Genomic DNA, 13,202 nt, shown 5'->3' with positions numbered 1-13,202 from the left:
GGGCAGCGGACTCACTGCCGGCGGACTACGGGAACGGCGGGGTCGGTGGAGAGCGGACTACAACAGGTCCACGACGTCGGCCGTCATGAATTCGCGCATCCCGATGACGCCCGAGACCATGGCGAAATAGCGGCTCGTGAGTTCGGGCGAGCCGGCCACGGCGTGCAGCATGCGCAGTCTCGTCTTCGTCGGACGGAGCTTCGCGAGTTCGAGCGTGCTCTTGTACGGCCCTTCGAGGGTGTCCGCCATGGTCCGGGCGAATCCTGACGTCGCTCCGTCGACCGACGCCGCGTCCTCCGTCGGGACCCCGGACATGGCATCGGCGATCAGATCCGCCTGAATGAACGCGTTGGTGATTCCGCGGGCACTGATCGTGTCGAGATGGTGGGCCGCGTCGCCCACCAGGGCCCAGCCGGGCCCGTGCGCCGTACGAAAGTAGTTCCGCTGGTCGCCCGTGCCCCGCAGCCGGTCGGCCCGCTCGGCGGCCATCATCTGTTCGTACAGGTCCGGCGCGGTCGACTCGACCGCCGACAGGTACGCCTCCTCGGGGTCGCGGCGCGCCTCGGCGAATTCGGCCTGCGGCATGTACGCGGCCACGACGGTGAGGTCGTCGTGGGTCGGGATGCGGGCGATCCAGCGTCCCGGTCGTTCGTGGAACCCGAACCCGGTGCGCAGGCCGCGCCAGAACGTGTAGTACACGCAGCTCGCCCGCGGCGCCGACCGCAGGACGGGCGCGCCGACCAGGTCGGCGATCTTCGAGCGCATGCCGTCGGCCCCGATGACCAGTCCCGCCGACACGGTGGCCGTCGCGTCCCCGGTCCGCAGGCGGACTCCGGTGACCCGGTCGTCACGCCGGACCAGTTCCCGCACCTGCGCACGGTCCGTGAACTCCGCCCCGGCCGCCACGGCGGCCCGCACCAGCAGCTCGTCGAGGACGTACCGCCTCGGCGCGTACGCGGCGGAGACCCCGTCGACCGCCGGCACCGCCGAGGTCAGGCTGAGGCCGTCGATGTCATGGCTGATGGTGTCCAGGGGCGGGCAGCCGGAGGCCACGACGTCGTCGAGCACGCCCCAGCGCGCGAGTCTCGTGACCCCCGGCTGGTGGATGTAGAGCGTGGACATGGTGTCCGAAGGGAACGGGGCCTTGTCGACGAGGAGCACGCGCCGGCCCTGTCTCGCCAGCAGCAGAGCGGTCGACGCCCCCGCGCAGCGCGCGCCGACCACCACAACGTCGTAGTCCATCGTCAGCCTCGGGGGGAACGCAGTTCCAGGGTGCAGCACTTGGCGCTGCCCCCTGCCTTGAGCAGTTCGGAGAGGTTCACGCCGATGGGGTTGAAACCGCGTTCGCGCAGCTCCGCGGCGAGACCGGTGGCGGCCTCGGGCAGAATCACGTTGTAGCCGTCGCTGAACGCGTTGAGTCCGAAGACGGATGCGTCCTGCGCGGACGCCAGAACGGCGTCCGGGAACATTTCCCCGAGCACGGCACGGCTGCCCGGCGAGAAGGCCTCCGGGTAATACATGATCTCGTCGTCGGAGAGCACCGAAAGGGCGGTGTCGAGGTGGTAGTGACGCGGGTTGACCAGGGTCAGTCCGGTCACCGGGAGCCCGAAGAACTCCTGCGCCTCGGCGTGCGAGCGCGGGTCGGTACGGAAACCGGTGCCCGCCAGGATGCGTCGGCCGACGAGCAGGTAGTCGCCCTCGCCCTCGTTGATGAACTCCGGCCACAGGAAGTCGTCGAAGCCCCGTGCCCGGAACCAGGAGAGATAGGCGGGCCCCTCGGCCGTCCGCTCCGCGTGCCGGAATCGGGCGCCGAGGACCTTGCCGTCCACCACGGTCGCGCCATTGGCGGCGAACACCATGTCGGGCAGGCCGGGTACCGGGTCGATCACGTCCACGGTGTGGCCGAGCGAGGTGTAGAGGTCATGGAGCTGCTCCCACTGCGCGAGTGCCAGATCGCGGTCGCAGGGCTTCTCCGGGTTCATCCACGGGTTGATGGAGTAGACGACGCCGTAGTGGCTGGGGCGGCACATCAGGAGACGGCGCGGGGTCGCCTCCCGGCGCCGGTCGCGGCGCACGGCGGGGGTCACGTCGGTGGCGGGCATGGTCAGGCTCCTCCGGTGGGGGCGGTCGACTCTCGAGTGCGGCCGGCGTGGTCGAACTCGCGCATGAGGGCGGCGAGTTCCCTGCCGCGCCAGGTGCCGTCCGTGCCGAAGCGGTCGGTGACCCTCTTGCGGATCTCGGGGCTCTGCTCCTGGCTGAGCTTGAACATGCCGTCCGCCGACTCCACCTCGAAGCGGAACGCTCCCACGGCGGGGCCGATGGCCCGGAAGTAGTCCAGCGAGGTGTCCATCTCCCAGCCGTCGCCGAAGTCCTTCTCGTACGCCTGGACCGTCAGCTGGACGACCCGGAGCGTCTCCTCGAAGTCGGTGATCGGCCGCACTTTTCCCTGGAGGTGCACGGAGACGAAGTTCCAGGTGGGCGCCGCCGGCGTCGACTCGTACACCGCGGGCGTGACGTAGCCGTGCGGGCCGGTGAAGATCAGCTGGGCGTCCCCGCCGTCGGTGAGCGAGTCCCAGTGGGCGTTCGCCCGGTTCAGGTGGCCGAGCAGGGTCACGCCCTCCGGACCGGCGTCGCCCGCGGGGGTGTCGGGGTTGAAGATCATCGGCAGGTGCGTGGCGTACGGCACCCGGGGGCCGTTGGAGACCAGCGTCGCGAGGGGGTACTGCTCGACGATGCGGCGAAGCCAGGCCCGGTCTTCCGCCTGGTAGATCGTAGGGACGTACATGGTTACCTCTTGAGGATGGACTGGGCGATCTCGCCGGACCGGACAGCGGTGTTGGACAGGAGGCCGGCCGACAGGCCGTGGGAGTGTTCGGTGCTGGCGCCCTGGACGTAGATCCCGCAGCGCACCGCATCCGACGTGATCACCCGGTAGTCGCGCCCCACCGCGAGCCGCCCCTCCTCGTCCCGCTTGCACTCATGCAGCAGGTCCTGGAGCAGGGTCGCCGGGTCGCTGGGCCGGTAGCCGGTGGCGAAGACGATCAGGTCCGCGTCGATGGTCTGCGCCGTGCCGGACGCCGTCGACTCGACCACGACCCGTACGCCGTCCTCGTGTTCGTCGACGGCGGTGACGCGCGAGGTGTTGAGCATGCGCAGCCGCTGCTTGCCGAGGACTCTTTCCTGGTAGCTCCTGCGGTACAGGTCCTGCGACACGTCGAGGTCGACCACCGAGTAGTTGGTGTTCGCGTGGTAGTCGAGGAGGCGCCGCTTCTCGTCGGCGGGTGAGTCGTAGAACCGGTCGACCGCCACCGGGTCGAAGATGCCGTTCGCGTAGGGGCTGTCGTCGGCGACGCTGTAGCCGTAGCGCGAGAGCACCGTGTGCACCTGGGCGTCGGAGAAGGTGCGGTGCATGTAGTCGGCGGCCTCGGCGGCACTCTGGCCGGATCCGACGACGACGACATTGCGCGGGGCACTGGTGACGCCGCCGATCCGGTGCATCAATTGCGAGCTGTGCCAAATACGCGCGGATTCCTCGATACCCGCAGGGAGCCGCGGGGTGAGCCCTGTGCCGATCACGACGTTGCGGGCACGCTGGACGGTCTCGTGGCCATTGAATGCATCGCGGGCCACCACGTCGACGTATTCCACGGCCCCGCCCTCGACCACCGGCCGGACGGCGGTGATCTCGGTGCCGTACGAGACGTACGACCGGAATTCCAGGGCCGCCCATTCCAGGTAGTCGTGGAACTCCACGCGCAGTGGGTACAGGGTCTTGCTGTTGATGAACTCGGCGACCCGCCCCTTCTCCTGGAGGTAGGAGACAAACGTGTACCGGCTCGTCGCGTCACGCATGGTCGCAAGGTCCTTGAGGAAAGAGACCTGCATCGTCGCGTCTTCCATCAGCATGCCGCGGTGCCAGCCGAACCGGGGCTGCCGCTCGTAGAACTTCATGCTGACGTCCGGCGCTCCCGCGGCGGGCCCGGTGATGTCCTGGAGCGCGATCGCCAGTGCCAGGTTGGAGGGGCCGAAGCCGACTCCGACCACGTCCGCCGTTGTCTGTGCCGTCATGGGCCGAGCCGCCTTCCCCGTCACTGCTTGCCGCCGTTCCCGGTGGCCTCGATGAGTGAACTGGGGCGCAGATCAGTCCAGTTCGCGTCCACGTACGCCAGGCACGCCGCCCGGTCGGCCGCGCCGAAGACCGTCGACCAGCCGGCCGGGATGTCGGCGAAGGCAGGCCAGAGGGAGTGCTGCCCCTCCTCGTTGGTGAGCACGAAGTAGCTTCCGTCCTCGTTGTCGAACGGATTGCTCATGTTTTCCTCGACTTCCCGGAAAATTGCATGACGACGTGACCCATGGCCGCGGGTCGCCGCGAAAGCCCGCCGCATCAAGGTGCAGGGGCCATGGATGTCTTGAAGGTGCGCTGCGGAGATCCGTCACGCGACGGGGGCACCCTCATGTAGGGGCACGGAGAGATGATCAGGAGATGTGCCGCCGCACAGGGCGGTGGCTCCGCGGGACTAAGCCGCTCGCCCCGACCTGCCGAGGCCACGGGGCCCCCATGCCGACGCTCTCAGAGGAATCCGTCTGCTAGGTCTCAAGTCCCCACCCCCCGATAGGTGCACCATGTGCGGATTTGGCTGCGCATAAGCAACCTGATTGCTCCACGGGCACGGTCCGCCCGCAAAGCAAGATCTTTTGAGAACCTACCTGATGCGAGTGAAGTAGGCCAGCCGCGACCGGAAGTACCGCTTCCCATACTGGGCGGTATCGTATATGCGTGGCCGATCCACCTAGGTTTGGGACGACCCGGCAGGAACTCGCCGCCACGTAAGGTGAGTTCACACGAGAAAGCCGCCCCCGTCACCGAGTGGGTACGGCAACAGGGGCGGCGGCCGGGCTGCTTGAGGCAGCGTCAGGGTCCGGCGGACACCGGGGACGTCAGTCCCGGGCTTCGTTCACCGGCCCGAGGCGGCCAGTTCCTTCATGTCGACCGTCTCGCCCTTGCCCGGCGTCGCCGGAGTCACCGGCTTGTCGTAGTCGCCGAACGTCGCGTCGTTCGGGGCGTCGCCGCCCTTCGTGGAGACGCGGAGGATGTACGGCTTGCCCTCCGTGGCGACGTACATCGTGTTCGTCTCGCCGCCGGAGCCCTTCTTCGTGAGGGCGATCGCGTCCTTGCCGTCGACCGACGTCGTCCCGCCCTTCTTCATGCCCTTGCGTTCGGACTTGTTCTCGTCCATCGACGCGACCAGGCCCTGCTTGTCGCACAGGCCGGACACGGAGGCGTCGTCGGCGGGCATCTTGACCCACTTGTCGGCGACCTTGGAGATGACCTTCTCGGAACCCGGCTTGTCCTTCAGCGCGGCCTTCCAGTACTGCTCGTTGCCGCGCATGTACAAGGTGCCGTTCGTGTGCCGCACCTCGGCCTTCGAGCCGCCGCTGCCGATCGTCCCCTCGCAGTTCTTCTCCTGGTCGACCGCGATGTCCAGGCTGACCGGCTTCCCCTCCTGCCGCATGTCGCCCTTGATGCGCATGGAGTCCGCGCCCTTGGTGGCCGCCACCGCCTTGGCAGCGATCTGGTCGGCGCTGTCCTTGGCGAACGGCTTGTCCGAGCCGCCTCCGTCGTCGCTGTCGCCACAGCTCGACAGCAGCGCCGCCGCGAACACCGTAGCTCCGATGACACCCGAAACCCTTCGCGTACGCACGTGGTAACCCCTCCTGCGGAACTCTCGGACGTTCCGTCGCCCACGACCCCGGTGGCCGCGGTCGTCGCCGAGTACCCCGTGATCCGCCCGTTGCACCCGGTAGCAGGCATTCCGCCTTTCAGGAAAAAGACCGGTGCATGACACCGGAAACCGGGGGTAACAGGGGCATCAGATCCCCCCACCAGTACCCCCACCGACATCTGTCCAGGAGTACGTTCATGCTGCAGGCACACCCTTCCGTCCTCGCCGACCTCGTCGAGCGCTACGAATCCCTCCACGCGAAGACCGGCAGCGCGGCCGTCGACCCGGCGCTGCGCCGACAGCTCGACGACGTCACGTACACCCTGTGCGTCATCACCGGCACCCGCTCACTGGAGCAGGCGCTCGCCTCGGCGCGCCGACGTGCCAGAACGGTGCGGGACGTGCGGGACGTGCGCGGTCAGGCGAGCACGGCCGTTCCGTCGAGCTCCACCAAGGCCTCCTCGTCCCACAGCCTGACGACGCCCACCACCGCCATGGCCGGATAGTCGCGGCCCGCCAGCCTCTTCCAGATCCGGCCCAGCTCGCCGGCGCAGGCGCGGTAGTCGGCGACGTCCGTGGCGTAGACCGTGACGCGCGCGAGGTCGGCCGGGGTGCCGCCCGCGTGGCGCAGGGCGGTCAGGAGGTTGGTGAGGGCCCGCTCGAACTGCTCGGGCAGGGTCGCACCGGTGATCTCGCCCTCGCTGTCCAGCGCGGTCTGCCCGGCGAGGAAGACGAGCCGGGAGCCCGTCGCGGTGACGGCGTGCGAGAAGCCCGTGGGCGGCGAGAGTTCGGCGGGGTTGACGCGGTGCAGGTGGCTGTCGCTCATGCGGGCGGCTCCTCCTCGTGGGCGAACGTCGGGGCGTCCACCCCGGCGTACAGCTCCTTGGCGATGATGGTGCGCTGGACCTCGCTCGCGCCCTCGTAGATGCGGGGCGCGCGCACCTCGCGGTAGAGGTGTTCGAGGAGGTGGCCGCGGCGCAGCGCGCGGGCGCCGTGCAGCTGGACCGCCGCGTCGACCACGTACTGCGCGGTCTCCGTGGCGATGAGTTTCGCCATCGCCGCGCGGCGGGCGATGCCGGGGCTCTGCGGCCCCTCGCCGTCGTACGCCGCCGCTGCCGCGTACACCATCAGGCGGGCCGCCTCCGTGCGCGTCGCCATCTCGGCGACCTGGTGGCCCACCGATTGCAGGTCCTTCAACGGGCCGCCGAACGCGGTCCGTTCGGCGGTGTGCGCGAGTGTCGCGTCGAGCGCGGCCCGCGCCATGCCGACGGCGAACGCGCCGACGCTCGGCCGGAACCGGTTCAGTGTCGTCATCGCGACCCGGAAGCCGCGGTCGACCTCCCCGAGCACGTCCTCCTCGCCGACCCGTACGCCGTCGAAGGCGAGGGCGCCGATGGGGTGCGGGGAGAGCATGTCGAGCGGGGTGCCGGTGAGGCCCGCGCGGTCGGCGGGGACCAGGAACGCGGTGACGCCGCGGGAGCCCGCGCCCGGCGACGTACGGGCGAAGACGCTGTAGAAGTCGGCCTCGGGCGCGTTGGAGATCCAGCACTTCTCGCCGGTGAGGCGCCAGCCCCCGGAGCCGTCCCGCTCCGCCGCGAGGCTCAGGGCCGCGGCGTCCGAACCCGCGCCCGGCTCGGAGAGCGCGAAGGCCGCGACGGCGTGCCCGGCGCGGACCGGCGGGAGCCACCGTTCCCGCTGCTCGGGCGTGCCGTGGGCGTGCACGGGGTGGGCGCCGAGCCCTTGCAGGGCGAAGGCGGTCTCCGCCTCCGTGCAGGCGTACGCGAGTGATTCCCGGGTCAGGCAGAGGTCGAGGGCGCCGGACGACGCCCCGCCGGGAGGCCCCGCACCGGCACCTCCCCCCTCGAACAGCCCGTCCAGCAGCCCGAATTCACCCAGCGCCGTGACCAGTGGCCGGTTCACATGGCCGGGCTCGCCCTTCTCCGCCAGGGGACGCAGACGCTCGGCGGCGAGCGTCCGCAGCTCCGCGCAACGGGCGGTTTGTTCAGGATTGAGCGAGAATGCCGTCATCCCGGTCCCCTCCTTTATCGCGCACCGTTGACTGTCGTCACCATCACGATACGCTCATGGAGCGAGCCCACCACAGCGCCCGTCCGGCAGGCAAGGGGGCAGAGCCGCCATGGAACCGACCGGCAGTCCAGCCAACGCGGGACCGATACCGTCCGGCCACGTCGACACGTTCGCCCGGGACCATCTCCCGCCGCGCGAGCAGTGGCCCGCCCTGGTCCACGACCGCCCCGAACTGCACTACCCCGACCGCCTCAACTGCGGCACGGAGCTCCTCGACCGGTCCGCCGAACGATTCGGCGCCGAACGCCCCGCCTTCCACGCCGCGTCCGGCGAGACCTGGACGTACGGCGCGCTGCGGCGGCACGTCGACCGGATCGCGCACGTGCTCACCGCCGACCTGGACGTACGGCCGGGCGAGCGCGTCCTGCTGCGCGGGCCGACCACGCCGTGGCTCGCCGCCTGCTGGCTCGCCGTGATGAAGGCCGGGGCGGTCGCCGTGACCGTCCTCGCCCAGCAGCGCGCGCAGGAGCTCGCCACGATGTGCGAGATCGCCGAGGTGCGGCACGCGCTCTGCGACGTCCGGTCGGTCGACGACCTGATCAAGGCCGGTGTGCCGGGCCTGAACGTCACCACGTACGGCGGCGGGGGCCCCGACGACCTCCTCGCGCGGGCCGCCCGGCACCCCGAGCGGTACGAAGCGGTGGACACGGCGGCCGACGACGTCGCGCTGATCGCGTTCACCTCCGGCACGACGGGCCGCCCCAAGGGCTGCATGCACTTCCACCGCGACGTGCTCGCCATCGCCGACACGTTCGCGCGGCACGTCCTGAAGCCGACGCCGGACGACGTGTTCGCGGGCAGCCCGCCCCTCGGCTTCACCTTCGGACTCGGCGGTCTCGTCGTCTTCCCGCTGCGCTTCGGCGCCTCGTCGGTCCTGCTCGAACAGGCGGGGCCCAAGCAGTTGCTGCCGGCGATCGGGCGGCACGGGATCAGCGTCCTCTTCACCGCCCCGACCGCCTACCGCACGATGCTGGACGAGCTCGACGCGCACGACGTCTCCTCGCTGCGGCGGTGCGTCTCCGCGGGTGAGAACCTGCCCGCGGCGACCTGGCAGAGCTGGCAGCGGCGCACCGGGCACCGCATCATCAACGGCATCGGCGCGACCGAGCTGCTGCACATCTTCATCTCCGCCGCCGACGACGCGATCCGGCCCGGCACGACCGGGCTGCCCGTCCCCGGGTGGCACGCGCGCGTGGTCGACGATTCCGGGGCGCCGCTGCCGGACGGCGAACCCGGGCTCCTCGCGGTGCGCGGCCCGGTCGGCTGCCGCTACCTCTCCGACGAGCGGCAGCTCCAGTACGTACGGCACGGCTGGAACATCACCGGCGACACGTACGTCAGGGACGCCGACGGCTACTTCCGGTACGTCGCCCGCGCGGACGACATGATCATCTCCGCCGGGTACAACATCGCGGGCCCCGAGGTCGAGGACGCCCTCCTCCGCCACCCCGACGTGGCGGAGACGGCGGTGGTGGGCCGCCCCGACGAGCTGCGCGGGCAGGTGGCCGTGGCGTACGTGGTGCTGCGCGCGGGCGCCGAGGCGGACGCGGACCGGCTGCGGGAGTTCGTGAAGGGGGAACTCGTGCCCTACAAATGCCCGCGCGAGATCGTCTTCCTGGACGCGCTGCCCCGCACCGCGACGGGCAAGCTCCAGCGCTTCCGGCTGCGCGGCCGGGTGCCGGGCGACTCCGGGCCCGTAGAGTGATCACGTGTCCGAGCAGCACACTCCACGGTCCCTGATCGTCACGTTCTACGGCGCCTACGGCCGGGCCGCGCCCGGCCCCGTGCCGGTCGCCGAGCTGGTGCGCCTCCTCGCGCCGGTCGGCGTCGACGCGCCGTCCGTGCGGTCGTCGGTGTCCCGCCTGAAGCGGCGCGGACTGCTCGTGCCGGGACGTACGGAGGGGGGCGCCGCGGGGTACGCGCTCTCGCCCGACGCCCGCCAGCTCCTGGAGGACGGCGACCGCCGCATCTACGGCGCGGGGGCGGATCACGGGGAGGGCTGGGTCCTGGCCGTCTTCTCCGTCCCCGAGGCGGAACGCGCCAAGCGGCACGTCCTGCGGTCCCGCCTCGCGGGCCTCGGCTTCGGCACGGCGGCGCCGGGCGTCTGGATCGCCCCCGCACACCTCTACTCCGAGACCAGGCACACGCTGACCCGCCTCCAACTCGCTCCGTACGTCGACCTGTTCCGAGGTGAACACCTCGGGTTCACCCCGACACCGGAGGCGGTGGCCCGCTGGTGGGACCTGGCCTCCCTGGCCAAGCAGCACGAGGCGTTCCTGGACCGCCATGAGCCGGTGCTCCGCACGTGGGAGTCCCGCGGCGCCCCCGACTCCGCCGCCGCCGAGGAGGCGTACCGCGACTACCTCCTCGCCCTGGACTCCTGGCGCCAACTCCCCTACGCGGACCCGGGCCTGCCTCCCGCGCTGCTGCCCGCGGACTGGCCGGGCGCCCGCTCGGCGGCGGTGTTCGCGGCCCTGGACGAACGCCTGAGGGAGCCGGGCGCGCGGTTCGTGCACCCCGCCTAGACTGCGCCGATGAACGAAGAACTGCTGCGCTGGACCGCGTACCGCACCGTTCCATGGAGGAACGGCGGCGGTACGACCAGGGAGGTCGCGGAGGGCGCGGCCTGGCGGGTGAGCGTGGCGGACGTGGCCGGGGACGGCCCCTTCTCCCACTTCCCCGAGACGGACCGCGTGATCACCCCGGTCGAGGGCGAGGGCATGCTGCTGACGGTCTCCGGCACGCGGCAGCGGGTCGCACCCCTGACCCCGTTCGCCTTCCCCGGCGACGCACCGACGGATTGCCACCTGCCGAATGGCCCGGTGCGCAACCTGAACGTGATGACGCGCCGGGGCCGGGCGGCGGCACGGGTACGAATCGTCACCGTCACCGCCACGGCTGAGGCGGTGAGCGGGCCGGACGAGATCCTCCTCGTCATGCCCCTCACGGAGGGCCTCGCTCTGGTCGCCCCGGATACCGCACTCGCCCGCCTGGACTGCGCACGTCGTACCGGGCCGGGCGCGGTAGGACTACGGGGCGAGGGCACGCTGGCCGAGATCAGGATCACCACAACCCGCTGAGCACACCACCCGCACCCGACGTCACACGGGCAGTTGCAGTCTCTGCTTCGGCGCGTCCGTGCGCCCCGTCTGCGGGCGGCGGCTCCCCGCCCGGTACTGGAGGGGCCACGGTGCCGCCTCACCGGCATACCCCTGCTCCGCCGCCGCGTGCAACGTCCAGTGAGGGTCGTACAGGTGAGGGCGGGCCAGCGCGCACAGATCCGTGCGCCCCGCCAGGAGCAGGGAATTCACGTCGTCCCACGACGACACCGCGCCCACCGTGATCACCGGCACGCCCGTCACGTTGCGAATGCGGTCCGCGTACGGCGTCTGGTACGAGCGTCCGAACTCCGGGCGCTCGTCCGCCACGACCTGCCCGGTGGAGACATCGATCGCATCCGCGCCGCGCCCCGCGAACGCCCGCGCGATCTCCACCGCGTCCTCCGCCGTCGTACCCCCCTCCGCCCAGTCCGTCGCCGAGATGCGGACCGTCATGGGCTTACCGGCGGGCCACACCTCCCGCACCGCGTCGAAGACCTCCAGGGGGTAGCGCAGGCGACCCGGCAGGTCGCCCCCGTACGCGTCCGTGCGGCGGTTCGTGAGCGGGGAGAGGAAGCCCGACAGCAAGTACCCGTGCGCGGCGTGGAGTTCGAGGAGGTCGAAGCCCGCCCGGTCGGCACGCCGCGCCGCCGACACGAACCGCTCACGGATCTTCGTCAGACCCGCCCGGGAGAGTTCACGGGGAACCTGGCTGCCCCGCTTGTACGGAAGCGGCGACGCCGCGTCGAGCGGCCAGTTGCCGTCGGGCAGCGGATCGTCGATGCCCTCCCACATCCGCTTCGTGGAGCCCTTGCGGCCGGAGTGCCCGAGCTGCAGGCCGATCGCCGCGCCGGGCGCCTGTTCGTGCACGAAGTCCGTGACGCGGCGCCACGCCTCGGCCTGCTCGTCGGTGTACAGCCCCGCGCAGCCCGGCGTGATGCGCCCGCGCTCGCTGACGCACACCATCTCGGTCATGACGAGCCCCGCGCCGCCGAGCGCCCGCGCGCCCAGGTGGACCAGGTGGAAGTCGCCGGGGACGCCGTCCACGGCGGAGTACATGTCCATCGGGGAGACGACCACCCGGTTGCGGAGCGTCAGGTCGCGGAGCCGGAAGGGCGTGAACATCGGCGGCGTACCGTCCGGGCAGCCGAAGTCGCGCTCGACCGCGCGGGTGAAGTCCGCGTCGCGCAGGCGCAGGTTGTCGTGGGTGACGCGGCGGCTGCGGGTGAGGAGGTTGAACGCGAACTGGCGCGGGGGCTGGTCGAGGTGGTCCGGCAGCCGCTCGAACCACTCCAGGCTGGCGCGGGCCGCACGCTGCGTGGAGGCGACGACGGGGCGGCGCTCCTCCTCGTACGCCCGGAGCGCCGCCGGGATGTCGGGCTGCTCCTCCAGGCAGGCGGCGAGCGCGAGCGCGTCCTCGACGGCGAGCTTGGTGCCGGAGCCGATGGAGAAGTGCGCGGTGTGCGCGGCGTCGCCGAGCAGGACCGTATTGCCGTGGAACCAGCGGGAGTTGACCACGGTACGGAAGTTGATCCAGGAGGATTTGTTGCCGCGCAGAGGGCGGCCGCCCAGCGCGTCCGCGAAGATCTTGGCGCAGCGTTCCGTGGACTCGTGCTCGTCGAGCTCGGCGAAGCCGGCGGCCTCCCACACCTCCTCGCGCATCTCGACGATGACGGTGGAGGCACCCGTCCCCGCCGAGGAGTACGGGTATCCGTGGAGCTGCATCACGCCGTGTTCGGTCTCGGCGATCTCGAAGCGGAAGGCGTCGAAGGCGAAGTCGGCGGCGAGCCAGATGTAGCGGCAGCGGTGGGTGGTCAGGGTCGGCCCGAAGACGTCGGCGTGCGCCTCGCGGGTGAGGCTGTGGACGCCGTCGGCGGCGACGACCAGGTCGTACTCGGCGGCGAGCGCGGACGCGGGCGGTGCCTCCGTGCGGAAGCGCAGCTCGATGCCGAGGTCCCGGCAGCGGTCGTGCAGGATCTCCAGGAGCCTGCGCCTGCCGAGCGCCGCGAACCCGTGGCCGCCGGAGGTGTGCCGCCGGTCGCGGTGCACGATGTCGATGTCGTCCCAGCGGACGAACTCGGCCTGGAGCGCGGTGTAGACGGCGGGGTCGGCGTGTTCGATGCCGCCGAGGGTCTCGTCGGAGAGGACGACGCCGAAACCGAAGGTGTCGTCGGGCGCGTTGCGCTCCCAGACGGTGACCTCGCGGGTGGGGTCGAGGCGCTTGAGCAGCGCGGCGGCGTAGAGCCCGCCGGGACCGCCGCCGATGACCGCGATGCGGTGCGGGGTCGCCATG

The 13,202-nt window shown here is 71.2% G+C and carries 13 protein-coding genes; 4 read left to right on the top strand and 9 right to left on the bottom strand.

Going from position 1 to position 13,202, the window contains the following annotated elements; all coding sequences use genetic code 11:
- Nucleotides 1-57: 57 nt before the first annotated feature.
- The 6 genes from DEJ47_RS29540 to DEJ47_RS29515 all read right to left on the bottom strand — a co-directional run bounded on the left by DEJ47_RS29540 (nt 58) and on the right by DEJ47_RS29515 (nt 5,702).
- Complete coding sequence (locus DEJ47_RS29540; RefSeq protein ID WP_150173322.1) at nt 58-1,242, bottom strand: FAD-dependent oxidoreductase; 1,185 nt, start codon at nt 1,240-1,242, stop codon at nt 58-60.
- A 2-nt stretch (nt 1,243-1,244) separates the two neighbouring features.
- On the bottom strand, nt 1,245-2,102 hold the full coding sequence (ddaH, locus tag DEJ47_RS29535; RefSeq protein ID WP_150173321.1) for a dimethylargininase: 858 nt from the start codon (nt 2,100-2,102) through the stop codon (nt 1,245-1,247).
- A 2-nt stretch (nt 2,103-2,104) separates the two neighbouring features.
- Nucleotides 2,105-2,785, bottom strand: coding sequence for an FMN-binding negative transcriptional regulator (locus tag DEJ47_RS29530; protein ID WP_150173319.1), 681 nt, complete (start codon nt 2,783-2,785; stop codon nt 2,105-2,107).
- A 2-nt stretch (nt 2,786-2,787) separates the two neighbouring features.
- Nucleotides 2,788-4,068, bottom strand: coding sequence for a lysine N(6)-hydroxylase/L-ornithine N(5)-oxygenase family protein (locus DEJ47_RS29525; protein WP_150173317.1), 1,281 nt, complete (start codon nt 4,066-4,068; stop codon nt 2,788-2,790).
- Between the two features lie 20 nt (nt 4,069-4,088).
- Nucleotides 4,089-4,310, bottom strand: coding sequence for an MbtH family protein (locus DEJ47_RS29520; protein ID WP_150173315.1), 222 nt, complete (start codon nt 4,308-4,310; stop codon nt 4,089-4,091).
- A 645-nt stretch (nt 4,311-4,955) separates the two neighbouring features.
- The gene (locus DEJ47_RS29515; RefSeq protein ID WP_150173313.1) at nt 4,956-5,702 is read right to left on the bottom strand and encodes a hypothetical protein; all 747 of its coding nucleotides are present in this window, start codon (nt 5,700-5,702) and stop codon (nt 4,956-4,958) included.
- A gap of 218 nt (nt 5,703-5,920) precedes the next feature.
- Between DEJ47_RS29515 and DEJ47_RS29510 the strand changes: the two genes are divergently transcribed.
- A complete protein-coding gene (locus DEJ47_RS29510) occupies nt 5,921-6,229 on the top strand; it encodes a DUF5133 domain-containing protein (protein WP_150173311.1) in 309 nt (102 codons plus the stop codon).
- On the opposite strand, the gene DEJ47_RS29505 is transcribed toward DEJ47_RS29510, so the two are convergent.
- Both DEJ47_RS29505 and DEJ47_RS29500 read right to left on the bottom strand, forming a co-directional pair.
- Nucleotides 6,142-6,549 (bottom strand): RidA family protein, encoded by a 408-nt coding sequence (locus tag DEJ47_RS29505; protein ID WP_150173309.1) that lies wholly within the window; start codon nt 6,547-6,549, stop codon nt 6,142-6,144. The two genes, DEJ47_RS29510 and DEJ47_RS29505, sit on opposite strands and share 88 nt — an antisense overlap.
- The gene (locus tag DEJ47_RS29500) at nt 6,546-7,751 is read right to left on the bottom strand and encodes an acyl-CoA dehydrogenase family protein (protein WP_150173307.1); all 1,206 of its coding nucleotides are present in this window, start codon (nt 7,749-7,751) and stop codon (nt 6,546-6,548) included. Before DEJ47_RS29500 ends, DEJ47_RS29505 begins: the two co-directional genes overlap by 4 nt.
- Nucleotides 7,752-7,860: 109 nt before the next feature.
- Here DEJ47_RS29500 and DEJ47_RS29495 point away from each other — a divergent pair, with 109 nt between their 5' ends.
- Genes DEJ47_RS29495 through DEJ47_RS29485 form a run of 3 tightly spaced genes read left to right on the top strand, consistent with a single transcriptional unit; the run spans nt 7,861 to nt 10,891 of the window.
- Nucleotides 7,861-9,516 carry an AMP-binding protein gene (locus DEJ47_RS29495; RefSeq protein WP_150173305.1) on the top strand — a complete coding sequence of 552 codons (1,656 nt, stop codon included), beginning with the start codon at nt 7,861-7,863 and terminating at the stop codon, nt 9,514-9,516.
- A gap of 4 nt (nt 9,517-9,520) precedes the next feature.
- Complete coding sequence (locus DEJ47_RS29490; RefSeq protein WP_150173303.1) at nt 9,521-10,336, top strand: PaaX family transcriptional regulator C-terminal domain-containing protein; 816 nt, start codon at nt 9,521-9,523, stop codon at nt 10,334-10,336.
- Nucleotides 10,337-10,345: 9 nt separating this feature from the next.
- Entirely contained in the window at nt 10,346-10,891 is a 546-nt protein-coding gene (locus DEJ47_RS29485; RefSeq protein ID WP_150173301.1) for a HutD family protein, read from the top strand.
- A gap of 21 nt (nt 10,892-10,912) precedes the next feature.
- Here the strand turns inward: DEJ47_RS29485 and DEJ47_RS29480 are convergent, their stop codons facing one another.
- Nucleotides 10,913-13,201 (bottom strand): bifunctional salicylyl-CoA 5-hydroxylase/oxidoreductase, encoded by a 2,289-nt coding sequence (locus DEJ47_RS29480; protein WP_150173299.1) that lies wholly within the window; start codon nt 13,199-13,201, stop codon nt 10,913-10,915.
- Nucleotide 13,202 lies beyond the last annotated feature (1 nt).

The sequence above is a fragment of the Streptomyces venezuelae genome (assembly GCF_008642355.1).
In the GTDB taxonomy this organism is placed as follows: domain Bacteria; phylum Actinomycetota; class Actinomycetes; order Streptomycetales; family Streptomycetaceae; genus Streptomyces; species Streptomyces venezuelae_B.
Note: the sequence above shows the minus strand (reverse complement) of the source record. Positions and strands in the feature narration are given on the sequence as shown.

What these genes read in the sequence shown, in the direction of transcription:
- DEJ47_RS29540 (WP_150173322.1), bottom strand. Translation starts at nt 1,242, where the DNA reads ATGGACTACGACGTTGTGGTGGTCGGCGCGCGCTGCGCGGGGGCGTCG.
- ddaH (WP_150173321.1), bottom strand. Translation starts at nt 2,102, where the DNA reads ATGCCCGCCACCGACGTGACCCCCGCCGTGCGCCGCGACCGGCGCCGG.
- DEJ47_RS29530 (WP_150173319.1), bottom strand. Translation starts at nt 2,785, where the DNA reads ATGTACGTCCCTACGATCTACCAGGCGGAAGACCGGGCCTGGCTTCGC.
- DEJ47_RS29525 (WP_150173317.1), bottom strand. Translation starts at nt 4,068, where the DNA reads ATGACGGCACAGACAACGGCGGACGTGGTCGGAGTCGGCTTCGGCCCC.
- DEJ47_RS29520 (WP_150173315.1), bottom strand. Translation starts at nt 4,310, where the DNA reads ATGAGCAATCCGTTCGACAACGAGGACGGAAGCTACTTCGTGCTCACC.
- DEJ47_RS29510 (WP_150173311.1), top strand. Translation starts at nt 5,921, where the DNA reads ATGCTGCAGGCACACCCTTCCGTCCTCGCCGACCTCGTCGAGCGCTAC.
- DEJ47_RS29505 (WP_150173309.1), bottom strand. Translation starts at nt 6,549, where the DNA reads ATGAGCGACAGCCACCTGCACCGCGTCAACCCCGCCGAACTCTCGCCG.
- DEJ47_RS29500 (WP_150173307.1), bottom strand. Translation starts at nt 7,751, where the DNA reads ATGACGGCATTCTCGCTCAATCCTGAACAAACCGCCCGTTGCGCGGAG.
- DEJ47_RS29495 (WP_150173305.1), top strand. Translation starts at nt 7,861, where the DNA reads ATGGAACCGACCGGCAGTCCAGCCAACGCGGGACCGATACCGTCCGGC.
- DEJ47_RS29485 (WP_150173301.1), top strand. Translation starts at nt 10,346, where the DNA reads ATGAACGAAGAACTGCTGCGCTGGACCGCGTACCGCACCGTTCCATGG.
- DEJ47_RS29480 (WP_150173299.1), bottom strand. Translation starts at nt 13,201, where the DNA reads ATGGCGACCCCGCACCGCATCGCGGTCATCGGCGGCGGTCCCGGCGGG.